This window comes from Catenulispora rubra, from assembly GCF_015356825.1.
GTDB classification, from domain to species: Bacteria; Actinomycetota; Actinomycetes; order Streptomycetales; family Catenulisporaceae; genus Catenulispora; species Catenulispora rubra.
This window is the reverse complement of sequence record NZ_JAACYW010000001.1, coordinates 1-21,221: the sequence shown is the minus strand read 5'-3', so window position 1 is coordinate 21,221 and position 21,221 is coordinate 1. Positions and strand designations below refer to the sequence as shown.

The window sequence follows — 21,221 nt, the reverse complement described above, 5'->3', positions numbered from 1 at the left end:
TCCTCAGATCCGGTTGCGGGCGATGAGCTGGGAGGCGATGACGTTGCGCTGGATCTCGTTGGTGCCCTCGCCGACGATCATCAGCGGTGCGTCGCGGAAGTAGCGTTCGACGTCGTATTCCTTGGAGTAGCCGTAGCCGCCGTGTATGCGGATGGCGTCGAGCGCGACCTGCATCGCCGTTTCGGAGGCGAACAGCTTGGCCATCCCGGCTTCCATGTCTGCGCGCTCACCGGAGTCCAGCCGTTCGGCGGCGTCGAGGGTGAGCAGGCGGGCGGCGCTCATTTTGGTGGCCATGTCGGCGAGCAGGTTGCCGACTGACTGGTGCCTCCAGATCGGCTTGCCGAACGTCTCCCGTTCCTGGGCGTACCTGACGGCGTCGTTGAGGGCGGCCTGGCCGACGCCGAGGGCTCGTGCGGCGACCTGGACGCGGCCGACCTCCAAGCCGCGCATCATCTGGGCCCAGCCCTGGCCGGGGGTTCCGCCGAGAACTGCGTCGACGCCGACACGACGATCGTCGAAGACGATCTCGCAGGCCTCCACACCGCGGTAGCCGAGCTTGGGCAGCTTCTTGGAGATGGTCAGGCCGTCACCGGGCTCGACCAGCAGCATGCTCATGCCGCGGTGGCGGGGGGAGGCGTCGCGGTCGGTGATGCACAGCAGGCCGATGAGCCCGGAGTGGGCGGCGTTGGAGATCCACGTCTTCGACCCGGTGACCGAATAGCCGTCACCATCGGGCACGGCCTGGGTGCGCATGGCCTGCAGGTCGCTGCCCCCACCCGGCTCGGTGAGCGCCATCGTCGCTCGGATCGCCCCCTCGGCCATCCGCGGCAGGTACTTCTCTCGTTGTTCGGCGGTGCCGAACGTCTTGATCAGGTAGGTGATCACGGAATGCCCGCCGATCGCCCCGGCCAGGCTCATCCAACCGCGCGCGAGCTCTTCGGTGACCCTGGCGAAGCACGCGGTGCTGACGTCGACCCCGCCGTACTCGGCCGGCGCGAGGAGGCCGAAGAAGCCGAGCTTCTTCATCTCCTCGATGAACTCGGCCGGGTAGACGTCGTCGGCTTCGAACTCGCGTACACGGGGTCGGACCCGTTCGTCGACGAACTCCGCGACGAGCGCGACCATCTGCCTTTCGTGGTCGGTGAGCGTCATGTCCCGATCCCTTCTCGTGCCTGCCGGAGGATGTGCCGCGCGCGGTCCAGCACCGGCTTGTCGACCAGACGCCCGTCCACCGAGATCGCGCCGCCGCTCCCGGCGGCGTCGAGCACGGACTGGGCCCAGTGCGTTTCCTCGCGGGTCGGCCGCAGCACCTCGGTCGCGACCGGGACCTGCTTCGGATGGACGCAGAGCTTCCCGGTGAACCCGAGCCGCCGTGCGTTCCGGACCTCGTCAATGAGCTGGAGTTCGTTGTTCAGGTCCGCGGTGACGCCGTCGACGGGGCCGGGCAGGCCCGCCGCCGCCGAAGCCAGAACCAGCGCACCCCGCGCCGCGGCGAGGGCCTCGCGGTCCGCCGGGTCGGCGCCCAGCTCGGCGGCCAGGTCGAAGGTGCCCAGGGCGAGCCGGTGGACGTTGGGGACGGCGGCGGTCTGGCGCGCGTCGAGCACGCCGCGCGCGGTTTCGACCAGCGCGATCAGCACCGGAAGCATCCCGAGCAGCTTGGCTGCCGTCCGCGTGGACTCAGGATCGGCCTTCGGCAGCATCACCGTGCACAAGCGCTCCCGCAATACGGCTAGGTCTTCGTCGTGCCATGCGGTGCCCGCCGCGTTGACACGGACCGCGCACTCGCGGTGCTCCGCAAGCCATGTGACGACTTGCTCGCGCGCGTACACCTTGCGGTCCGGCGCGACACCATCCTCCAGGTCCAGGACGACCAGGCTCGCCCCGGCAGCGGTTGCCTTGCCGAACCGGTCCGGCCGATCACCCGGGACGAACAGCAGGGTGGTCGCTGCCCGGGCGCGAGCAGCGGTGCGGTGCGCGCCGGCGGTCATCGCCGTGCCCCGCGGATCAGGCCGCTGCCGATGATCAGCCGCTGGATCTCGCTGGTGCCCTCGTACAGGCGCAGCAACCGGACATCGCGGTAGATCCGCTCGACCGGCAGCTCGCGCAGGTACCCGCTGCCGCCGTGGATCTGGACCGCCAGATCGGCGACCCGGCCGGCCATCTCGGTGCAGTACAGCTTCGCGGCGGACGGGCCGATCCGCCGGTCCTCGCCGGAGAGGTAGCGTTGAGCGGTCTCCCGAACCAACGCTCGACCGGCCAGGACGCCTGTCTGCTGATCGGCGAGCATCGCCTGCACCAACTGGAAGTCACCGATCGGCGTTCCGCCTTGGGTGGCGGTCGCGGCGTAGGCGACTGACTCGTCGAGAGCGCGTTGTGCGGTGCCGACCGCCAGCGCGGCGATATGCACCCGGCCGCGGGCCAGCGACGTCATCGCCGCACGGTAGCCCGCGTCCGCGTCACCGCCGACCAGGCCCGCGGCGCGCACCCGGACGCCCGAGAACGCGACGTTCGCGGTCCAAGCGCCTTCCTGGCCCATCTTCTTGTCTTTGACGCCGACCTGCACACCGGGGGTGTCAGCCGGAACCAGGAAGACTGCGATCCCGGTGCCGGACTCGTCGGCCGGGCGGGTGCGCGCGAAGACGACGAACAGTCCGGCGATGGGGGCGTTGGTGATGAAGCACTTCTCACCGTCGAGCACCCAGTCGCCGCCGTCGCGGACCGCCTTGGTACGCAGGCCCGCCGGGTTGGACCCGGCGCCGGGCTCGGTCAGTGCGAAAGAGGCCACGACTTCGCCTGAAGCCAGGCGCTCCAGCCACTGCGCCTTCTGCTCGTCGGTGCCGAAGTTGACGAGGACCTGCCCGGCGATGCCGTTGTTGGTGCCGAACATCGAGCGCAGCGCCAGCGCGGTGTAGCCGAACTCCATCGCCAGCTCGACGTCCTGCGCGAGGTCGAGCCCGAGGCCGCCCCACTCCTGGGGGATCGCGTAGCCGAACAGGCCCATCTCGGTTGCCTGCCTGCGCAGGTCGTCGGGGATCGCGTCGGTGTCCATGATCTCCCGCTCGCGCGGCATGACCTTCGTCCGGACGAAGTCGTGTACGAGCTTCAGGATCATCTGGAAGCTCTCGGGGGTCACCGCTGACATGCCGCCACTGCCCTCCACTAGGTCGAGACAGAAAATACTTTATCAGAAATCATCGGCTGCGCCATGGGTGATCGAGGTCAGCGCTGATGGGTGCGCGGCCATACTGCCAGTTCAGAGGTATGAGCTGGCGGTGGTTCGCGGTAGTGCGCGCAGGAGGGAGTCGAAGCGCGGCCATCAGATGCCGCCCGTGTGTAATAATTTATCCGGAAGAAGAGGAGGTCGTGGCGATGCCCGAACCCGTGTACGCCGGACTGCGCCGAACCGGCCCCGCCAACCTGAACGCCATGGCCGCCCAGGAGATCAGGCGCCGGATCTTCGCCGGCGAGCTCCGGTCCGGCGCCAAGATCGACCAGGACGCGCTCGCCGAGGAGCTCGGCATCAGCAAGCTCCCGGTCCGCGAGGCGCTGATCACGCTCGACCACGAGGGTATGGTCGAACACATCGCCCGGCGCGGTGCGTTCGTGACCAGACTGACCCGGGACGACATCAGAGACCACTACCGCGTGTTCGGCGTGGTGTCCGGCCTGGCGGCGGAGCGGGCCGCGAAGAACCTCTCGCCGGAAAGCCTCCAGGCGCTGAACGACCTCGCCGACCGCATGGAGTCCGGTGTCGATCCGGCGGAGCAGGAACGCCTCAACTTCGAGTTCCATCGCCGAATCAACTACGGTTCGGACTCGCGCAGGCTGATCTCGATCCTCGGCATCCTCGCCAAAACGGTCTCCCACGGGTTTTACGAAGCCCACCAGGACTGGCAGGGCAAGGCGCAGGAAGATCATCGCCGGATCCTGAACGCGCTGTCGGCGCGTTCGGCCCCCCGGGCCAGATCGGCCGTGGAGAAGCACTTCACTGACGGCGCCGAGCAGGCTGTGACCCTGCTGGAAGCTCAGGGCTTTTGGGACCACTGAGAGTTTTGACTGGCAGCTGTCGCTCAGTACTCGGCATCCGCTTGAGCCACCTCGTCGACTCATGAGCCGGATGGGTTTCACGGGTACGGTCTCGGCCATGTCTTGACGATCCGCCCGTGATCCACCCCAAGTCGGCGTGAGTGACGTATTTCTGCGTGGCCGGCCGGGCGGTGTCGGGCTGCCGCGGTTGAGGGACAGCGCCCTCGATCTTGCTACTGCTGCTTACCAGGAGGCGCTGGGTTCAGTCCGTTTATGAAGCCGGCATGCGTGACGGTCATGATGACCTCGACAGCCTGCTGGGCGACCTTAGCCCTGTCTTGCGCATGCTGGGAGAGTTTGCTGAGGTCATCGATGTGGATGAGAGGACCTTCGTGATGTCCGACGAGACCAAGGCGGTGCGGGCCCGCCCGTCGCGCGTCGATGTCGCCGTCCACGCCGGCGTCTCGCCGCAGACGGTCTCGCGCGTGTCGAACGGGCACCACAACGTCGATCCGGTGACCAGGCAGCGGGTCGTGGACTCGATGCGAGCGCTGGGCTACCGGCCGAACGGGGCAGCCCGCGCGCTCAAGAGCGGCCGGTTCAACACGATCGGCGTCATCATGTTCACGCTGGAGACGTTCGGCAACACGCGCACCCTCGACGCCATCGCGAAGGAAGCCGCGCGCGCCAACTGTGCCGTGACCCTGATCCCCGTCACCGATCCGACGATGGGCCGGGTCGCCGGCGCCTACGACCGGCTCAGCGAGGCGGCGGTCGACGGGGTGGTCATCATCTTCGAGGCGCACCTGCTGGACGACGCGGAGTTCAGCCTGCCGCCGGGCATCCCGGTCGTGGTGGTCGACTCCGACGCCGGCTCCGGCTACACGGTCGTGGACACCGACCAGGCTGCCGGGGCCCGCCAGGCCACACAGCACCTGCTGGACCTGGGCCACCGTCAGGTCTGGCACATCGCCGGGCCCCCGAGCTCGTTCTCCGCGGCACACCGGGTCGAGTCCTGGCAGCGCACTCTGCGGGAGGCGGGCATCACCCCGCCCGAGCCGTTGTACGGCGACTGGACGACCGAGTCCGGCTACCGGCACGGTCTCGTGTTGGGTCGGATGCCGGAGGTCACGGCGATCTTCGCGGGGAACGACCAGATGGCGCTGGGGGTGATGCGCGCCCTGCACGAGCTCGGCCGCCGGATCCCCGGCGATGTCAGCGTCGTGGGTTTCGACGACATGGAGGAGTCCGGTTCGTTCTGGCCGCCGCTGACCACCGTGCGGCAGGACTTCGCCGCGGTCGGCCGGCTCAGCATCCAGAAGCTGCTGAGCAAGATCGACGCCGTCGAACCGGACGCGGCCGACCGGACGCTGATCCCGACCAGGCTGATCGTGCGCGCCAGCACGGGAGCGCCACCGCGTTCGCCGCAGTTTGAATCAAAGGGCTGATTCAGAGCAGAGTCGAGCGGATCACCTCATTCCCTCCACCAGCGAGTGGTTGCGCAACCATGGTTCGGACCATGCCACGACGACGCCGCGCCGGCAAGGCTTGACAGTCGTCGAACAGCGCCCCACTATCAGCCGTGGTTGCGCAACCATTGCCGAGAAATCACACGTGGGGGATCAGGAAACACATCCGTGACGAGGAGTGACATGGTTGCCCAAGCACCCGCGCGCCAAACGCCCGCGCACCGCAGGATCGCCCGCGTGCTCGCGGCGCTCGCCGTTCTGGCCGCTTCGATCCTGTCCGTCGCCCAAGCCCGGCCCGCGGCGGCGGCCACCAACCAGTTCAAAGGCGTGAACTGGGCAGACACCCGCGACAACTACAACTCCGGCTGGGTCATCCCCGACGGGCTCGCGGCCTCCGACAGCTACTCGCAGGTCTACTCGGTCGCCGACACCTACATCAAGGCGTTCCAGTCCAACCTCGGCGCGAACACGGTCCGCCTGCCCATCAACCCGCCGAGCGTGTCCCAGTCCTGGTGGGGCGCCTACAAGGGGGCGATCGACGCGGCGCTGGCCGACGGTATGAAGGTGGACATCGCCTGCTGGACCGAGAGCAGCAGCGTCGGAACGATCACCAACATGTCGGCGTGGCAGAGCATGTGGAGCACCGTCGTCAGCGCGTACGGCGGCAACAGCAACGTGTACTTCGAGCCGCTCAACGAGCCGTACGGCTACTCGTCCAGCCAGTGGATCTCGATCGCGTCGTCCTGGCTCTCCGAGTTCTCCAGCGTTCCGCGCAGCCGCGTCATCATCGCCGGCACCGGCTACGACGACCACGTCACTGCCGAGGGTGCCTCCTCGGCGCTCAACGGCACCTTGCTGTCACTGCACTACTACGGCACCTGGGCGAGCTATACGACCGAATCCGCCTGGCAGTCCGACCTCAACAGCCGTATCGGCGGCTACACGGGCAGGACGGTCATCACCGAGTTCGGCGGCCCGATGACCACCGGAATCAACTACCTGACGAACCACAGCAACGGGCAGTATCAGTCGTTCCTGGCTGCGGTCACCGATACGGCCCGCTCGGACTCGTTCGGGACCGTGTACTGGGCGGGGCTCAAGACCGGTGACAACTACTCGATGGAGAAGCACAACGGCAGCGGGTTGTCCAACAACAATGCCTCTGGAGTCACGCAGGTCCGCTGGGGCTGGGGCTACTAGCCAGGTGCAAGGTCCGCCGATCGGCGTGGCCGACGCAGCGAACCACTTGGGCCGGGCACTGGAAGCGGTGCCCGGCTTGCCAGGGTCAGGGTTGCCCGGCCATCAGGGTGTGGAGAAGGCGTTGCGCGACGACTACGCGCTGTGATGTCTCCCGGCCCGAGTCAGGTCGGTCGCGGTACGCAGTATGGTCCCGTCGGCGGCCGCCACCCTGCGGGTCCGGCAGTAGCGGCTCAGTTCGCGCCCACTGCGCGTCACTCAACCCCACTGCCGGATCAACGACCAACCGATCTGAGAGGAACGTCTCACCGGAGGAACGAAGAGATTCGGGCTCAAGGCTTTTCGTTGACCGTGGCCAGCGCCTGAGCGTACTGCTCGTCCGTGACCGGCTCCAGCCAGGTCGTGCCGTCACCGTTGCCGTCGCCGACGACGATGGCGACGTGGGCCATGAAGTTGGTGTCGGTGGCGCCATGCCAGTGCTCTTCCCCGGCGGGGCACTTGACGGTCTGGCCAGCGGTGGCGCGGGCGACCTCGCCATCGCGGGTGCCGACCAGAGCCACACCGTCGGTGATGTAGAGGACCTGGCCGTTGGCGTGGGAGTGCCAGTTGGTGCGCGCCGAGGGCGTGAACCGGACCAGGCCGACAGCCAGTCGGGCCGGCTCGGCGGGAGCTTCGATCAGGTTCAGATAGACGTCGCCGGTGAAGCGCTCGGCAGGAGTCTTGATGGTGGCGGTGCTGGTGATGTGTTCCATGATTCTTTCCTTGAGATGAACGGGCAGCCGGTCAGGCTGCGTCGGCGTAAGCGAGGCCCGAACCGAGCTCGCGGGAGGCTTCGACTTGGGCCAGGAGGTCCTTGGCCTTGGACTGGACCGCTTCGAGGCAGTCGTCGCCGGCGACGAACCGCAGCGGAGGCTGGTCGAGGTCGGTGACTCTCAGAAGTGCGTCGGCGAGTTTGACCGGGTCGCCGGTCTGCTGGCCGTTCATGGACTCCCACTGCTTCTTCGTGGCGGCCGTGCGCTCGGCGTAGTCGTCGATGGAGCCGTCGGCGTAGCTGGTGGAGGCGTCCACCAGCAGCTCGGTGCGGAAGAAGCCCGGCTCGACGATGGTGGTGTGGATGCCGAACGGCGCGACGTCGTGGTGGAGGACTTCCATGAACCCCTCGACACCGAACTTCGCGGCCGAGTAGGCCACGCAGAAGTCGACGCCTACCACGCCTGCCAGCGAGGAGACGGTCATGACGTGGCCCGATCGCTGCGCGCGCATGATCGGCAGGACAGCGCGCGTGACGTTCATCGGACCGAACAGGTTCGTCTCGATCTGCGAGCGGACCTGCGCGTCGCTGAGCTCCTCGAAGAAGCCCGCGTAGAAGTTCGCCGCGTTGTTGATCAGCACGTCGATCCGGCCGAAGCGGTCGACGGCGTCCTGGACGGCGCGCTCGGCCGCCTCGGGGTCGGTGATGTCCAGCAGAGCGGCCAGCAGATTGTCCTGCTCGCCGCCGAGGACCTCCAGGACCCGCTCGGGCCGACGGCCGGTGGCGATGACCTGGTGTCCCGCAGCCAGGGCTCGGCGGGCGATGTCGGCGCCCAGGCCGCGGCCGGCGCCGGTGATGAAGAAGACCTTGCTCATGGGAGTGTCTCTCGGTGTGAGATGGATCCGGCTCAAATGGCGTCGCGCGTATCGGCGATCTTCTTGAGCTGGTTGATCGCGGTCATGGCGTTGGGCCAGCCGGCGTAGAAGGCGAGGTGGGTGATGGCCTCGGACAGCTCCTCGACGGTGAGCCCGTTGTCCAGCGCTACACCGAGGTGGTAACCCAGCTGCTCGCTGCGGTACAGGGCGGCGAGAACGCTGACGGTCACCAGGCTGCGGTCACGCGGCGACAGTCCCGGGCGCTCCCAGACGTCGCCGAACAGGACCTCGTTCGTCACCTCCACCAGCTTCGGCGCGATCGCGGCCAACTCCTGGGGTGCGGACTGCTTCGGCATGGAAATTCTCCTTGTTTGAGCCGATATGGTGCTTCATGTGCGACTGTGGCTTGAGGCAGGTTCTGCGGCAGCTGCCGGAGGCGGGAACCGATCGGTTCCCGGACCGTCCAACAACTTCCAATATCAAGGAAACAGCAGGTCAAGGAGCTGGAGAAGGATCTGTCGTTACAGGTACTGACAGGACCCCCCACGTCTCAGCCATCCGGCTTAACCTGAAAAACGTGAGCACCGAGAGCGATATCCGCGACTTCCTGGCATCCCGCCGCGCCAAGATCACCCCGCAGCAGGCAGGCCTGCCCGCCTACGGCGGCGCCAACCGGCGCGTCGCGGGTCTGCGCCGCGAGGAGGTCGCCATGCTGGCCGGCGTCAGTGTGGAGTACTACGCGCGTCTGGAGCGCGGCCAACTAGGCGGCGCGTCCGAGGAGGTTCTCGATTCGATCGCCAAGGTGCTCCGATTCGACGACGCGGAACGCGCCCACCTCCACGATCTGGCCCGCGCCGCCGCGAAGCGTCCCACACGCGGTGCCAAACCGCCCCGCGGCCCCGTGCCCGACAGTGTGCTGCGCGTGGTGAACTCCATGAGCGACTGCCCGGCGTTCATCCGCAACGGTCGCCTGGACGTCCTCGGGGCCAACCTCCTGGGCCGTGCTCTGTACAGTCCGATGTTCGGTAAGGGCGCTCGGCAGCCGGTCAACCTCGCGCGCTTCCAGTTCCTCGATCCCGCCGGGCGCGAGCTTTACCCGGACTGGGAACAGTCCGTGAACACCACCGTGTCCCTACTGCGTACTGAGGCAGGCCGCGCTCCCGGTGACAGGGAGCTGACGGGGCTGATCGGTGAGCTCGTCACGAACAGCGACGAGTTCCGCATGGCGTGGGCGAAACACAACGTCCGTCTCCACTACGCCGGCCGTAAGTCCTTCCGGCACCCTGTGATCGGCGAGATCACACTCGACTTCAATGCCATGGAGATCCCGTCCCAGCCGGGGCTCACCGTCACCGCCTACAGCGCTCCACCCAACACTCCCGACCACGACAAGATCCAGATCCTCGCGGCCTGGGCCGCTACTGATATTGCAGCGACTCCGGGCGTCTACGGCACCAACGCCGTCAACAAGCAGGCATGAGGAGCGCTCGCTGCGGTTCGCGGCAATGCCGTGGTGACCTCGAAGCGCCACCTGAGCTGCTTCGGTTCCAACACTGCGATGCCGTACTTGACCAAGACCAGTGCCATCGACCACGGATCCTGCGACGGCCGGCAGATCCAAGGCCTGCACGGCCGGACCATGCGAGACCCTCGGAGCCGGACCGGACAGCACGGCCGGCTCTCCGCTGTGGGGTCGATAGCTGACTCTGCCTGGTTGCCCAACGGCACCGGGGCCTCGTTCTGGCAAGCGCGCCCCCCCGCCAGACATATGCGCTGCGCCGCGCGATGAGGCGGCTTGCCCGCAGCCGTCGACCAGGTCGGGTGGACGTGAGCCGTGTCATGCTCGCGATGCTCGCCAGCGGTCGGCCTGAGCGCAATCCGTTGTAGATGACTACCCCGACGGCGTTAGAGCACGGATGGCGGGGCGCTGCTGGGGGATGTGACCTCGGCGATCCGAGCGGCGACGTCGAGCAGGAATCCGTCCCGACCGGGTGCGGCCATCAGCTGCGCACCGAGAGGCAGTCCGCTTCCGTCGAGTCCGACTGGAAGAGTGAGCGTCGGCGCCCCGATCAGGTTGGCGAGCGCGGTCTGCGACATCACCTGCCGGCGGAACGCGGTACGGCTGGCATCACTGCGGTCGTCCAGGTGAAGGGGCTGCGCCAGTGATACCGGACTGATGATCAGGTCGAAAGTCTCGAGAATCTCCGCGGCCTTCTCCCGAATGCCGACCCTGGCAAGCTTGGCCGAAGCGTAGTCGCCGTCACTTAGCTGTTGAGCGGTCGACAGCCGCGTCGCGACGTCCGGTTCATACTCGGCGTGACGAGTCGGCCACAGCCCCTTTTGCCGGTGGACGCGCAGGCCCTCGAACCCGACGACGACGGCTGCGACGGCAAGGGCGTCCTCGGCGAACGGGGCGATCGTCTGAGTGCGTAGACCGATGCGGTTCAGCTGTTCTCGTAGACGCGAAACGGCAAGCCGGCCGGGCCCCTCGGGAGGCAAGTAGGCGCCGATGCGCACATCGGGGGGTGCTGTCCGCTCGGTCGGGGCCGGGGGGCCCTGGGCGCACATCTTCCATAGCAGCCGCACATCATCGACGGTGCGTGCGATCAGACCGACATGATCCAGCGATGGGGCGAGCTGGAACACGCCACCGCGATCGATCGCCCCGAAAGTCGGCTTGAAACCGATGACTCCGCAGAAGGCGGCCGGGATTCGTACCGAGCCGACGGTGTCCGTGCCGATCGCCACGGGCGCCAGGCGTGCGGCGACGGCGACCGCGGAGCCTCCGCTCGACCCGCCGGCCGTTCTGGCCGTGTCCCATGGATTGCGAGTCGGCCTGTAGGCGTGTCCGTCTGTCGTGATACCCCATGCGTACTCATGGGTGGCGGTCTTGCCCAACACGATTGCGCCGGCGTTCTGTAGGGCGGTGATGACTCTTGCGTCGGTCGCCGGGACATGGTCGCGGAAGATCGCCGAACCGTATGTGGTGCGGAGGCCGGCGGTGTCGATCATGTCCTTCACGGCGATCGGCAGACCTTCGAGCGGGCGGGCGGTACCGGCGGCGTAGCGGGCGGTGGATCGGGCCGCGGCTGCGGTGACCTGGCGTGGTTCGACTGTCAGGAACGAGTTCAGGGAGGCGTCGTAGCGCGCGATTCGCGCCAGATAGGCATCGGCGGCATCGAGCGGGGTCGCCCGCTGGTCGCGGAACGCATCCAGTAGATCGGTGGCCGACCAGTCCTCGAACGCGACATCCGGCATGTGGCCAACGTCCTCTCGTGACATGTCCCGGCGCAGCACAGGTGTCCTCAGGTGGCCCGAGCGGCCACTCACGGCAAACTGTACTACTGAGTTCATTCACGGTGTTGACGGTCTGTGCATCGGTATCACAGGTGGTCGTCCTGTGGGCTCGCCACTGTCATGACTGCCCGGCGCAGTGGTGCGTTTTGGAGCGGGCTGGAAAGGATCAGAGTCGTGGAGGCGCGGCTCCATCGCGACAAGCGGTCGAGCAGCGCTTCGAGGTGCGCTATGTCACGGGTGTGGGCCACCAGGATGGAGCAGTCGTCGCCGCTGACGCGGTGCAGTTCGGTGACCTCGGGGAACTCGGCGGGGTCCAGCTCGCGCCGGACACAACTGATCTTGTTTTCGCACCCCATACGGATCAATGCCTGGATGCCCAGACCGAGCGCGCGAGGGTCGATGATCGCGCGGTAGCCGGTGATCACCCCCGCGGCCTCGAGGCGACGAACACGTTCGGCCACCGAGGGGGCAGAAAGCGGCAGGCGCCGAGCCAGCTCGTTGATCGACAGTCTGCCGTCCGCCTGAAGTTCCTCGATGATGGCCCAGTCAGTCGCATCCATTTTGTGATCATAAGGAGAACCGGTTCGAAGGTCCACTGGTTGCAAAGTCAAGACGCCCAGGTTCATCACATCGCGTATGTGGGATGCCATCCCGCCTGACTAGCGTTAGCGGCATGTCAGCTGAAGCCTGGACGGAGCGCGAGCGCGAGTACTCGCCGAGCTCGATGGTGCGCAGCCTCACCGAGCTCACTGACCGCTACCGGACTGAGAGCGAACGAGTGCGTCGTGAGGTGCCGTATCGCACCTATTCCTATGGACGGCATGCGAGCGAGACGCTCGATTTCTTCGCGAGCGGGCTCGGGAGCGCCGCGCATGTGTTCGTCCACGGTGGCTATTGGCAGGATCTGAGCAAGGACGATTCCTCGTTCCCGGCCGCCGGCTTCCATCGACTCGGCACGAGCTATATCTCCGTCAACTACGGTCTGGCCCCGGCGTTCTCTCTTGAGGCCATCATCGACCAGGTCGTGCGGGCTGTGCGCTGGATCGGGATCAACGCCGACGGACTGGGTATCGATCGCCACCGGATCGTGCTGTCCGGCTCTTCGGCCGGCGCCCACTTGGCGGCCGCTGCCGTTCTGCGCGACGTGGCAGACTCGCGCGACGCCGGTGGTGCGGCCGATCGCGGCGCTGATGTACCGGTCGCAGGCCTGATCCTGCTGTCCGGGATCTACGATCTGCAGCCGCTGGTAGGCACCTACATCAACGACGCGGTGGGGCTGGACGCCGACACCTCCGCGATTCTCAGCCCGGCGATGATGCTCGAGGCAAGGCCTGACGACGCCCCAGGGCTGCCGCCATTGCTGGCTTGCTGGGGCGAACACGAGACGGCGACCTTCAAGCGGGAGTCGATCGGATTCGCCGACAGGTGGCGTCGCCACGGCGGATCGGCGGTCGCGACTGAGATCGCTGACCGGAATCACTTCGACATCGTGCACGACCTCGCCGAGCCGGCTAGTCAGCTCGGTGCCCTCATACACAGCCAGACCAGGGAGTGGCAATGGCCATAGATCCGAACATCAGCGAGCCCCGTCGAGTCGAAATCGCAACCGTGGCCGTCCGTGAGGCGCAGGCCCAGAAGACCGGCGGCAAGCCCATGCTGGACTTCGAGGGGGAGAGCACTCCCTACATCGACTACGAGTCGATCGACGTGCTGCTGTCCCTCCAGCATCCGCGCAGTCCCGTGCACGACGAGATGGCGTTCTACATCGCCGGCCAGGTCATGGAGTTGCTGTTCAAGCTGGCGGTCACCGAGACCCGCGCGGCCACCGCCCACCTGGAGGACGACAACATCCCCGCCGCGTGCAAGCTGCTGCGGCGCATCACCAAGATCGAGGAACTGCTCACCACCATCTGGCCCATGCTCGAGACCATCACTCCCGCTGACTTCAAGGGTTTCCGGGACTACCTCGGCACCTCATCGGGGTTCCAGTCCTACATGTACCGCGCGCTGGAATTCAGCCTCGGCAACAAGAACCGCGCCATGCTTCAACCCCACCGCGGGGTCCCGAGCGTCTACCCGGAACTGCTGCGAGCGTTCGAGAGCCCCAGCATCTGGGATGTGACCGCGAAGCTGCTGGCCCGGCGGGGCTACGCCATCGACCCGGACCACCTTGAGCGCGACGTCACCGCTCCGTACCAGCCGAACGCCTCGGTGGAGGCGGTGTGGCTGCAGATCTACGAGGCGAACGACCCGGCGAACGAGCTGTTCGAACTCGGCGAACGCCTCATGGACGTCGCCGCGGCGTTCACGACCTGGCGGATGAAGCACCTGGTGATCGTCGAACGGATCATCGGGTTCAAGGTCGGCACCGGCGGCACGGCGGGGGTCTCCTGGCTGCGCTCGATCATCGACCATCGCTTCTTCCCGGAGCTGTGGACGCTGCGCACCGTGGTATGACCGCCGACGACGGGTCCAGATCGGAGACAGGCGATGACCATGTCCTCAGAAGAATGGGATCGGAAGGCCGCCGCCGTGACGGCCGAGTTCCGCGCCAATGCGGGAGTCGTCGGAGGCGAGTTCGAGGGCTACCCGCTTCTCATCTTGCACACGACCGACGACGACGGCTCAAGCCGAAGCAATGTGGTCATGTACCGGACCGACGGCGATCGCCGCATTGTCTTCGCGTCCCATTCGGGTCTGCCGTATCACCCCGTCTGGTATGGCAACCTCCGGGCGCGGCCCGTGATCGCCATCGAGGTCGGAGCCGGCACCGAGACCGTGCGCGCGGTCGAACTCGGCGGCGAGGAACGCGACAGACTCTATGAGCTGCAGGCCGCCGATTACCCGGACTTCGCTGTGTACCGCACGCGCACCAACAGGCGTATCCCTGTCCTCGCCCTCATGCGGGAGACCGGCGCGGTGACGACGGAGCCTGCACAGCGCGTCTGACCACCCACGACCCGAAGGAGCCAAGGAGGCCCGGCCGGCGCGGCCGGGCTCTTGGCATGTCCACGTCGTGGCGCCGGCATACGAACGGCGCACCAGGCTGATCAGCGGGTTCGGAACAAACGTCGGCGTCGGAGTGCCAAAGGTTGACGTGCCCGGGGTCATGCGCGTGATGAGCGCTGACGTCCGGCGGCTCTCGGCAGCCGGGGCGCGCCCAGTAGCCTGGCTATCAGTGCGGTGGGATCCAGTCGCGAAGATGTTGGCCCGCTGTGGCGGCTTTTCCGTATCTTCGTCTGCGCTGTAGGGCCGGACATCGGCCGGGCCGGTGTATTCCAGTTTTGCCATTTCCTCCGGAACAAGCCGTTTCACCGCGCGCAGCAGCAAGGCGTTCCGTGATCCGGCGCGAACGCTTCCGGGGATGCCGAGAATGCCCATAGAGGCCCCTGGCGCGGGATGCACGCCTCTAGGGATGAACTGTACGGTATAGTGTTAACGCGGTGTGTCGATACTCGCTCGGGTGACCGGGAACGGGGCGTGGACTCACCGCGACCGCCTGTACTGTCGGTCAAGTTCGCCCGTGTTCGGCTGCCGACAGCGCCGAACAGGAACCGAGTGAGAGACGCGGGGCACGATGTGAAGACCTTGCCAGGCGCCGGTCAGGTGGATGACGCCGCGGGTGCGAACGGAACCCGGCACATCGGGAATTCTGGATCTTCGAGCGGGCTCCAAAGCGCGAAGGCGCGTCGCAAACGTGCCGACATCATCGCGGCCGCGTGTGACGTCTTCCTTGCTGAGGGGTTCGGCGCCAGCATGGACGCGGTGGCCGACCGCGCCGGAGCGTCCAAGGTCACGGTCTACAACCACTTCAAGAGCAAAGAGGCATTGATCCTCGCGATCATCGATGACCAGCTCGACGTCGCTCTGGCCCCGGCCGTGGAACTGGTGGACTCCCATCTGAGCGACTCCAGCGACGTCAGAGGCGACCTTGTTTCCGCGTGTCGCGCGTGGGTGGCCGGAGTGGCTTCACCGCGGATGCTGGCGTTGCGCAATCTCGTGGCCGGGGAGATGCGCCAGCTTCCAGAACTCGGTACGGCCTGGCAGCAGCGCGGTCCCCAGCGGTTTCACCCGGTGGTCGCCCGGGCGCTGCGGGCGCTGTGCGATCGCGGTGTCCTGAGTATCGCTGACATCGACATCGCGGTTCTGCAACTGTCCGGCCTGGCCGTATCCCCGAATATCGTGTACGGCGCCTACGGCAACAGTGTTCCGGACGCCGTCGCCGAGCAGCTCATCACCGTTGGCGTGGACATGTTTCTGACCTACTACACCGCGGCAAGCGATTCCGGTGCCTCCGGGGGACCGGTCCGGGGCTGACGAGAGATCATCTCGACACCCGTCATCAAGCGTGGGATCCGGGTGGCGTCCGGCGTGACGGTCTCGATCTCCCGGACGATCGAGACCGACGCCGAAACGTCAGCGAATCGCGGCACCATGAACTCGCCTGGGGTTGGCAGGAGGTATGTCGCGAACAGGCCGACCACCTCAGGCTCTCGATAGGCTGCTCACGCGGATCGTGGACCATCCACGGCAACTCGCAAGCGCCTTTGCACCTCGCGGTGCAGCCGGAGCATCGTGACGGATCACCATAGGCCCTCTAGGAAACTGGTGAGCGCCTCGTCCCCGTGTCCGAGGGCGGCGATCGCCTCCGGGTAGTGCTGCCTGAGAAGCTGTGCGATGTGGGTGAGATCACGGGGGTCACGAAGGCCGGCCGTGCGGAGATGCCGGGGCAGACCAAGGGCGCTGACAAGATCGTCCAGGCGGTCCGCGGCCGCGTCGGCCGGGTCTGCTGAGCCGGCGTCGGCGCCCAGTGCCGTGGCGATCGCTCGAATCTTCTCTGAACGGGTCCGGGCGGTCGCGCGCACAACCGGGGCGAGGGTGATCGCCGAGGTGAGGCCGTGCGGTAGTCCGAACGTGCCGCCGAGGATGTGGCCGAGCCGGTGGCTGAGCCCATAGCGGACGTTGGCGGGCGCGAAGTAGCACTGCCATGCGGCCAGTTGTGTGTCGACGCGGGCCTGCAGGTTGGCGACCGAGGATTCGAGGCTGGTGGCAAGGCGGTGGACTCCGTCGTACGCGAGGGGTGACACGACCGGCAGGGGCTGCACGTCGAGGAGTCCTTCGACGGCGTGGTCGAGGGCTTTGACGCCGGATGCCGCCCACAGACGGGGTGGGGTCGTCGCGGTCATCTGCGGGTCGTAGAACACGACGGTGGGGCTGACCGCGGGGTCGCGGTGGCTGTGTTTGAAGCCGGCGCCATCGTGGATCTCCGTGACACCGTAGCCGCTCGACAGTTCCGCGCCGGACAGGTTGGTGGGCACTGAGAGATGGAGCACGGGAGTGCCGATGGTGGCCAGGAGCGCTTTGGCGCCGTCTATCGTGGATCCGCCGCCGAAGCTGATCACCGCGCCGACATCGGTGGCCGATGTCTTCAGGTCGTGCGCCAGGGTGTCGATTGCTGAGCGCGGTACGTGAGCCGGGATGTCGACCACCTTCTGAACACGGCCACGGCAGGCGGTTCGGAGCTGGTCCAGCAGCGGGGACCGTCGCAGGGACTTGTTCGTCACGATCAAGGCGTTGCCGACGTCGTGGCCGTCGAGGACGTCGGCGATCTCGACGATGCAGCCGACGCCCCAGTGGACGGACGACAGGGCGGGCATCGTCATCACCCCGGCGGGGCTGAGTCGGATGGGCCGGTCCTGGCTCATATGTCGATCGCCGCCGCCGCTCCGGTGACGCGGGCGGCCAGGCTGGGCAGCAGGTGTAGTGCGTTTCCGCTCTCGACCTGGGCGAGCCGGGGTGCGTCGTAGTAGGCCGTCAGCCCGGAGACCGTCTCGGCGGTCGTGCTCTCGGGCATGAACGGGTAGTCCGAGCCGAACAGCACGTGGTCATCGGGGATGAACGAGGTGAGCGCTGCGAGGGTGTGGTCGTTGGCTGACATCGCGGTGTCGTAGTAGAGCCTGCGCAGTGAGTCCAGCAGGGCTTTGGGCTCGCGCTCGGCGATCGTCGGTGTGATCGTCGCGGCGTAGGTGAGGCGCTTGGCCAGGTAGGGGACGGCGCCGCCGGCGTGGGGCACGATCATCCGCAATCCGGGGTGGCGGTCCAGTGTCCCGCTGAACAGGAGGTTGGCGACCATGCGCGTGGTCTCGAACGGGAACTCGTACAGCGACGGTGGGAGACCGAACATCGGCTGGTCGGTGGACGGCGGGACCGTCGGGTGGACGAACACGACGGCGTCGCGCTCGGCGAGCACGGCGAACAGGCGGTCCCACGCGGGGTCGCCCAGGTAGGTGCCTCGGTAGTGGGTGAACAAGCCGATGCCGTCGAATCCGAGTACGTCGAGTGCGTAGTCGACCTCGTCCAAGGCGGCGTCGAGGTCCGGCAGCGGCAGGAGCGCGAACGCGCCGTAGCGCGTCGGATGAGCCGCGATCAGCTGTGCGAGTGCCTCGTTGGTGGCCCGGGCGGCGGCCGCTGCCGCGCGGCCGTCGGTGAAGGAGACGCCGGGCGCGGTGATGGACAGTACCGCCGCCTGGATTCCGTGCCGGTCCATCACCTCCAAGTCTGTGTCGACGTCCCAGGTGGGATAGGCGACGTCCACGATGGGCTCGCTCACCCCGGCCAGCTTCAAAGCGTCGATGTAGGCCTGGGGGATCGCATGGTGGTGGACGTCGATGCGGTGGCGGTTCAACGCGGTCGCTCCTTTTGTTGAAGGTCTTGTCGAAGGTCGGGCGGCGCCGGCCGGGCAGGCTCATGCCGGGGCACGGGATACGCGTGGTATCCCGCGTCCCGCCGGCGTGTTGCGGGTGGTCAGTCGAGGGGTTCCAGGGTGTTGATCTCGGCCAGCAGCTCGGGCTGCCGCTCCTCGATCCATTGCGGCAGTTGCAGGCAGCTGCCGAGGCTGTCGAGCTCCTCGTCCTTCAAGAAGCCCAGCGGGTGGCTGCGGGTGGCCTCGAACATGGCGCCCGCCGGCGTGCGGAAGTACACCGAGTAGAAGTAGTTCCGATCGCGCGGTTCGGTGACGTCGATGAATCCCATGGCCTCGAGGCGGTCCTTGAAGCCGAGTTGGGCCTGGGCTTCGCGGATGTCGAAGGCGACGTGGTCGATGGTGTTGCGCATATAGCCCCAGGAGCCTTGCGCCACATCGGGCCGGTGGTCGATCTCGACCAGCTGCCCCGCATGGCCCTGGGCCATGGCGTAGGAGCTGACCGAGCCGTCCGTGTCGATGGAGTCCAGACCCATGCCGTCGAGCAGGAACATGTTCAACTCGTCCACCTCGCGGGTGCAGACGGTCACGCTGTGCACGCCGCGGATTGCGGCCGCCGGCGGCACGTCGGACTTGTCCCAGGGCGGCCGGACATCGGAGTCGACTCCGACGAGCTGGTACTCGATGCCATCCGGATGAGCGAACCACAGCCGCCGCCGGCCGAGGAGTTCGAACTCGCGGTAGGCGATGCCGCGGGCCGCGAACCGGTCGGCCCAGAACGACAGGCTGTTGGTCGGCACCGACAGAGAGATCGAGCTGACCTGCCCGGATCCGCGCCGTCCTTCGGGCCGGTCCTTGCCGAACACGAACGAGGTGAGCAGCGTTCCCGGCTCGCCGTGTTCGTTGCCGTAGTAGAGGTGGTAGAACGGCCGCTTGCCGTCCAGCAGAACCGTTCGTTTCACGTTGCGCAGCCCGAGCAGACCCACGTGGAAGTCGACGTCGGCACGGGCGTTGGTCACCGTCGCGGTGATGTGGTGGTAGCCGTGGAAGGGCATCGTTCGCCTCTCTTCCTGTCAGTGCGCCTGAGCCCGGGATGATCGGGACGACACGTCCGAGGGCCATGTCGAGCCGGCCGTCGGGCCTGCGGCGCGTATTCAGTTCGAAGGTTCTTGACTGAACTGAACCGTATAGTGCATCATCTCGCCGTGAGTAGTCAATGCTCAGCTCGCCCGTCCGCTACCGGAGCGTGGGCCGCAACGAAGCGGGTCACCTGACCCCGGGGCGGCCTCACCGGCGAGTGCCTCACGGAGAGCTACCTGACAGGGAGCGACGGATGCACACTTTTTCCGAGGCGGAGGCCCTCGAACTCGACCGGGCCGATCCGCTGCCCAGCCGCCGGGACGAGTTCTGGATCCCACCGCATCCTGGACGCGGCCGAGCGCAGGCGGCCTATCTCGCCGGCAACTCGCTGGGGTTGCAGCCCCGGACGGTCGCCGGCGATCTTCAGGCTGAGCTGGAGGACTGGTCCCGGCTCGGTGTCGGGGGGCACATGAAGGCGCATCGCCCCTGGGTGTCCTTCCACGAGATGCTGCGTGAGCCGACCGCCCGGCTGGTCGGGGCGCTGCCCCGCGAGACCATCGCGATGAACTCCCTCACGGTGAACCTTCATCTGCTCATGGCGAGTTTCTACCGGCCGACCCCGCAACGGCACGCGATCGTCATCGAAGACCAGGCCTTCCCCTCCGACAGCTACGCCGTGCGCAGCCAAGCCCAGTGGCACGGCTACGATCCGGACCAGGCGGTCATCCGCCTGAGCCCGCGGCCCGGCGAGGACTGCCTGCGTACCGAGGACGTTGTCGGCTTCTTCCAGAAGCACGGTGACCGCGTCGCGCTCGCGCTTCTCGGTGCCGTGAACTACTACAACGGCGAATACCTCGACATCCCCCAGATCACCCACGCGGCGCGGGCTGCCGGGGCCGTTGCAGCCTGGGACCTCGCTCACGCTGTGGGCAACGTGGAACTCAAGCTTCACGACTGGGGCGTCGACTGGGCGGCCTGGTGCACGTACAAGTACCTCAATTCCGGGCCCGGCGCGGTCGCCGGCGCGTTCATCCACGACCGCCACCTCGGCGACCAGGGCCTCGACCGGCTCAGCGGCTGGTTCAGCACCGACCCGGGCACGCGATTCCAGATGCGCCCGACCCTCGACTTCGTGCCGAACGCGGACGCCTGGCAGGTTTCCAACCCGCCGATCCTCGCCATGGCCCCCGTGCTCAGTTCACTGCGGCTCTTCGACGAGGTGGGTATGCCCGCGCTGCGGGCGAAGAGCGAACGGCTGACCGCCTACCTGTCGGCGGCCCTCGGGCACTTCCTCGACCCGGCCGACGCGTCGATCATCACGCCGGCCGACCCCGCCAGCCGCGGCTCCCAGCTGTCGGTGCGCTTGCACCGCACGCCGGCCGAGGCCGCCGCCGACCGTATGCGAAGCATCGACGGAGTGATCAGCGACGACCGCAAACCCGACGTCATCCGGCTGGCGGCCGCACCGCTGTACGTGACCTTCCACGACTGCTGGCGTGCTGCCATGGCCATCGCCGCCGTGGCGGCCGACCCGAACGCCGCCGCCTGAGACACAGGCCATGGGTTGCGTCTGCATCTCGTCGTCTGCCGCGCATCTCCTCCCCAACCCGGTACCAGGACTCGAAGGAGTACCTCCATGCACCGAACCACGCGCTTCGCGGCTCTGCTCCTGGCCCTGCCGTTGGCCTTGGCCGGCTGCTGGCTAGGGCGGCTTGCCGCAGACCCGCTGCGACGGCCTGAGTCGGGACCATTCAAGGGTTGGCGTGATCTGGTGCATGTGGGCGCGAAGGTAGTGTCGGTCTGAAGTAGACCCACCTGTGGTGTTG

Annotated in this window: 20 protein-coding genes; 9 read left to right on the top strand and 11 right to left on the bottom strand. The window is 67.2% G+C overall.

All coding sequences use genetic code 11. From position 1 onward, the window contains the following. Positions 1-3: 3 nt before the first annotated feature. Genes GWK61_RS00100 through GWK61_RS00090 form a run of 3 tightly spaced genes read right to left on the bottom strand, consistent with a single transcriptional unit; the run spans position 4 to position 3,142 of the window. On the bottom strand, positions 4-1,152 hold the full coding sequence (locus GWK61_RS00100; protein ID WP_194903590.1) for an acyl-CoA dehydrogenase family protein: 1,149 nt from the start codon (positions 1,150-1,152) through the stop codon (positions 4-6). Next, positions 1,149-1,988, bottom strand: a complete 840-nt coding sequence (locus GWK61_RS00095) for an HpcH/HpaI aldolase/citrate lyase family protein (RefSeq protein ID WP_194903589.1) — start codon at positions 1,986-1,988, stop codon at positions 1,149-1,151. Before GWK61_RS00095 ends, GWK61_RS00100 begins: the two co-directional genes overlap by 4 nt. Then, on the bottom strand, positions 1,985-3,142 hold the full coding sequence (locus tag GWK61_RS00090) for an acyl-CoA dehydrogenase family protein (RefSeq protein ID WP_194903588.1): 1,158 nt from the start codon (positions 3,140-3,142) through the stop codon (positions 1,985-1,987). The genes GWK61_RS00095 and GWK61_RS00090 overlap by 4 nt, the downstream gene beginning before the upstream one ends. Before the next feature lie 227 nt (positions 3,143-3,369). On the opposite strand from GWK61_RS00090, the gene GWK61_RS00085 reads away from it, so the two are divergent. The 3 genes from GWK61_RS00085 (at position 3,370) to GWK61_RS00075 (ending at position 6,695) form a co-directional block, all read left to right on the top strand. Further along, positions 3,370-4,047 (top strand): GntR family transcriptional regulator, encoded by a 678-nt coding sequence (locus GWK61_RS00085; RefSeq protein WP_194903587.1) that lies wholly within the window; start codon positions 3,370-3,372, stop codon positions 4,045-4,047. Positions 4,048-4,421: 374 nt separating this feature from the next. Further along, on the top strand, positions 4,422-5,474 hold the full coding sequence (locus tag GWK61_RS00080) for a LacI family DNA-binding transcriptional regulator (RefSeq protein WP_194903586.1): 1,053 nt from the start codon (positions 4,422-4,424) through the stop codon (positions 5,472-5,474). Between the two features lie 204 nt (positions 5,475-5,678). After that, positions 5,679-6,695 (top strand): glycoside hydrolase family 5 protein, encoded by a 1,017-nt coding sequence (locus GWK61_RS00075; RefSeq protein ID WP_228561504.1) that lies wholly within the window; start codon positions 5,679-5,681, stop codon positions 6,693-6,695. Positions 6,696-7,024: 329 nt separating this feature from the next. On the opposite strand, the gene GWK61_RS00070 is transcribed toward GWK61_RS00075, so the two are convergent. From GWK61_RS00070 to GWK61_RS00060, 3 genes are read right to left on the bottom strand one after another with little or no spacing between them, the layout of a single operon-like run. Beyond that, on the bottom strand, positions 7,025-7,444 hold the full coding sequence (locus GWK61_RS00070) for a (R)-mandelonitrile lyase (RefSeq protein ID WP_194903585.1): 420 nt from the start codon (positions 7,442-7,444) through the stop codon (positions 7,025-7,027). A gap of 31 nt (positions 7,445-7,475) precedes the next feature. Beyond that, positions 7,476-8,318, bottom strand: coding sequence for an SDR family NAD(P)-dependent oxidoreductase (locus GWK61_RS00065; protein WP_194903584.1), 843 nt, complete (start codon positions 8,316-8,318; stop codon positions 7,476-7,478). A gap of 32 nt (positions 8,319-8,350) precedes the next feature. Continuing rightward, positions 8,351-8,674 (bottom strand): carboxymuconolactone decarboxylase family protein, encoded by a 324-nt coding sequence (locus GWK61_RS00060; RefSeq protein ID WP_194903582.1) that lies wholly within the window; start codon positions 8,672-8,674, stop codon positions 8,351-8,353. 221 nt (positions 8,675-8,895) lie between these two features. Here GWK61_RS00060 and GWK61_RS00055 point away from each other — a divergent pair, with 221 nt between their 5' ends. Continuing rightward, positions 8,896-9,798 (top strand): helix-turn-helix transcriptional regulator, encoded by a 903-nt coding sequence (locus tag GWK61_RS00055; RefSeq protein WP_194903581.1) that lies wholly within the window; start codon positions 8,896-8,898, stop codon positions 9,796-9,798. A 425-nt stretch (positions 9,799-10,223) separates the two neighbouring features. On the opposite strand, the gene GWK61_RS00050 is transcribed toward GWK61_RS00055, so the two are convergent. Further along, entirely contained in the window at positions 10,224-11,576 is a 1,353-nt protein-coding gene (locus GWK61_RS00050; protein WP_194903579.1) for an amidase, read from the bottom strand. 125 nt (positions 11,577-11,701) lie between these two features. Further along, entirely contained in the window at positions 11,702-12,175 is a 474-nt protein-coding gene (locus GWK61_RS00045; RefSeq protein WP_194903577.1) for an Lrp/AsnC family transcriptional regulator, read from the bottom strand. 113 nt (positions 12,176-12,288) lie between these two features. Here GWK61_RS00045 and GWK61_RS00040 point away from each other — a divergent pair, with 113 nt between their 5' ends. The 4 genes from GWK61_RS00040 (at position 12,289) to GWK61_RS00025 (ending at position 15,932) form a co-directional block, all read left to right on the top strand. Continuing rightward, positions 12,289-13,182: an alpha/beta hydrolase gene (locus GWK61_RS00040; protein WP_194903575.1), complete on the top strand. Its 894-nt coding sequence runs from the start codon at positions 12,289-12,291 to the stop codon at positions 13,180-13,182. Further along, positions 13,173-14,072, top strand: coding sequence for a tryptophan 2,3-dioxygenase (locus GWK61_RS00035; protein WP_228561503.1), 900 nt, complete (start codon positions 13,173-13,175; stop codon positions 14,070-14,072). Before GWK61_RS00040 ends, GWK61_RS00035 begins: the two co-directional genes overlap by 10 nt. A gap of 33 nt (positions 14,073-14,105) precedes the next feature. Continuing rightward, a complete protein-coding gene (locus tag GWK61_RS00030) occupies positions 14,106-14,564 on the top strand; it encodes a nitroreductase/quinone reductase family protein (protein ID WP_228561502.1) in 459 nt (152 codons plus the stop codon). Positions 14,565-15,257: 693 nt separating this feature from the next. After that, positions 15,258-15,932, top strand: coding sequence for a TetR/AcrR family transcriptional regulator (locus tag GWK61_RS00025; RefSeq protein WP_369125538.1), 675 nt, complete (start codon positions 15,258-15,260; stop codon positions 15,930-15,932). Positions 15,933-16,198: 266 nt separating this feature from the next. Here GWK61_RS00025 and GWK61_RS00020 read toward each other — a convergent pair whose 3' ends face one another. From GWK61_RS00020 to GWK61_RS00010, 3 genes are all read right to left on the bottom strand, one after another. Beyond that, on the bottom strand, positions 16,199-17,272 hold the full coding sequence (locus tag GWK61_RS00020; protein ID WP_194903571.1) for an iron-containing alcohol dehydrogenase: 1,074 nt from the start codon (positions 17,270-17,272) through the stop codon (positions 16,199-16,201). A gap of 44 nt (positions 17,273-17,316) precedes the next feature. Further along, positions 17,317-18,300, bottom strand: a complete 984-nt coding sequence (locus GWK61_RS00015; RefSeq protein ID WP_194903569.1) for an amidohydrolase family protein — start codon at positions 18,298-18,300, stop codon at positions 17,317-17,319. Positions 18,301-18,419: 119 nt separating this feature from the next. Continuing rightward, on the bottom strand, positions 18,420-19,370 hold the full coding sequence (locus GWK61_RS00010) for a VOC family protein (RefSeq protein ID WP_194903567.1): 951 nt from the start codon (positions 19,368-19,370) through the stop codon (positions 18,420-18,422). Positions 19,371-19,648: 278 nt separating this feature from the next. On the opposite strand from GWK61_RS00010, the gene kynU reads away from it, so the two are divergent. Then, the gene (gene kynU / locus GWK61_RS00005) at positions 19,649-20,944 is read left to right on the top strand and encodes a kynureninase (protein WP_194903565.1); all 1,296 of its coding nucleotides are present in this window, start codon (positions 19,649-19,651) and stop codon (positions 20,942-20,944) included. Positions 20,945-21,221 lie beyond the last annotated feature (277 nt).

Coding starts and splice junctions, on each gene's coding strand:
- GWK61_RS00100 (WP_194903590.1), bottom strand. CDS start 1,152: ATGACGCTCACCGACCACGAAAGGCAGATGGTCGCGCTCGTCGCGGAG.
- GWK61_RS00095 (WP_194903589.1), bottom strand. CDS start 1,988: ATGACCGCCGGCGCGCACCGCACCGCTGCTCGCGCCCGGGCAGCGACC.
- GWK61_RS00090 (WP_194903588.1), bottom strand. CDS start 3,142: ATGTCAGCGGTGACCCCCGAGAGCTTCCAGATGATCCTGAAGCTCGTA.
- GWK61_RS00085 (WP_194903587.1), top strand. CDS start 3,370: ATGCCCGAACCCGTGTACGCCGGACTGCGCCGAACCGGCCCCGCCAAC.
- GWK61_RS00080 (WP_194903586.1), top strand. CDS start 4,422: ATGTCCGACGAGACCAAGGCGGTGCGGGCCCGCCCGTCGCGCGTCGAT.
- GWK61_RS00075 (WP_228561504.1), top strand. CDS start 5,679: ATGGTTGCCCAAGCACCCGCGCGCCAAACGCCCGCGCACCGCAGGATC.
- GWK61_RS00070 (WP_194903585.1), bottom strand. CDS start 7,444: ATGGAACACATCACCAGCACCGCCACCATCAAGACTCCTGCCGAGCGC.
- GWK61_RS00065 (WP_194903584.1), bottom strand. CDS start 8,318: ATGAGCAAGGTCTTCTTCATCACCGGCGCCGGCCGCGGCCTGGGCGCC.
- GWK61_RS00060 (WP_194903582.1), bottom strand. CDS start 8,674: ATGCCGAAGCAGTCCGCACCCCAGGAGTTGGCCGCGATCGCGCCGAAG.
- GWK61_RS00050 (WP_194903579.1), bottom strand. CDS start 11,576: ATGCCGGATGTCGCGTTCGAGGACTGGTCGGCCACCGATCTACTGGAT.
- GWK61_RS00045 (WP_194903577.1), bottom strand. CDS start 12,175: ATGGATGCGACTGACTGGGCCATCATCGAGGAACTTCAGGCGGACGGC.
- GWK61_RS00040 (WP_194903575.1), top strand. CDS start 12,289: ATGTCAGCTGAAGCCTGGACGGAGCGCGAGCGCGAGTACTCGCCGAGC.
- GWK61_RS00035 (WP_228561503.1), top strand. CDS start 13,173: ATGGCCATAGATCCGAACATCAGCGAGCCCCGTCGAGTCGAAATCGCA.
- GWK61_RS00030 (WP_228561502.1), top strand. CDS start 14,106: ATGACCATGTCCTCAGAAGAATGGGATCGGAAGGCCGCCGCCGTGACG.
- GWK61_RS00020 (WP_194903571.1), bottom strand. CDS start 17,272: ATGCCCGCCCTGTCGTCCGTCCACTGGGGCGTCGGCTGCATCGTCGAG.
- GWK61_RS00010 (WP_194903567.1), bottom strand. CDS start 19,370: ATGCCCTTCCACGGCTACCACCACATCACCGCGACGGTGACCAACGCC.
- kynU (WP_194903565.1), top strand. CDS start 19,649: ATGCACACTTTTTCCGAGGCGGAGGCCCTCGAACTCGACCGGGCCGAT.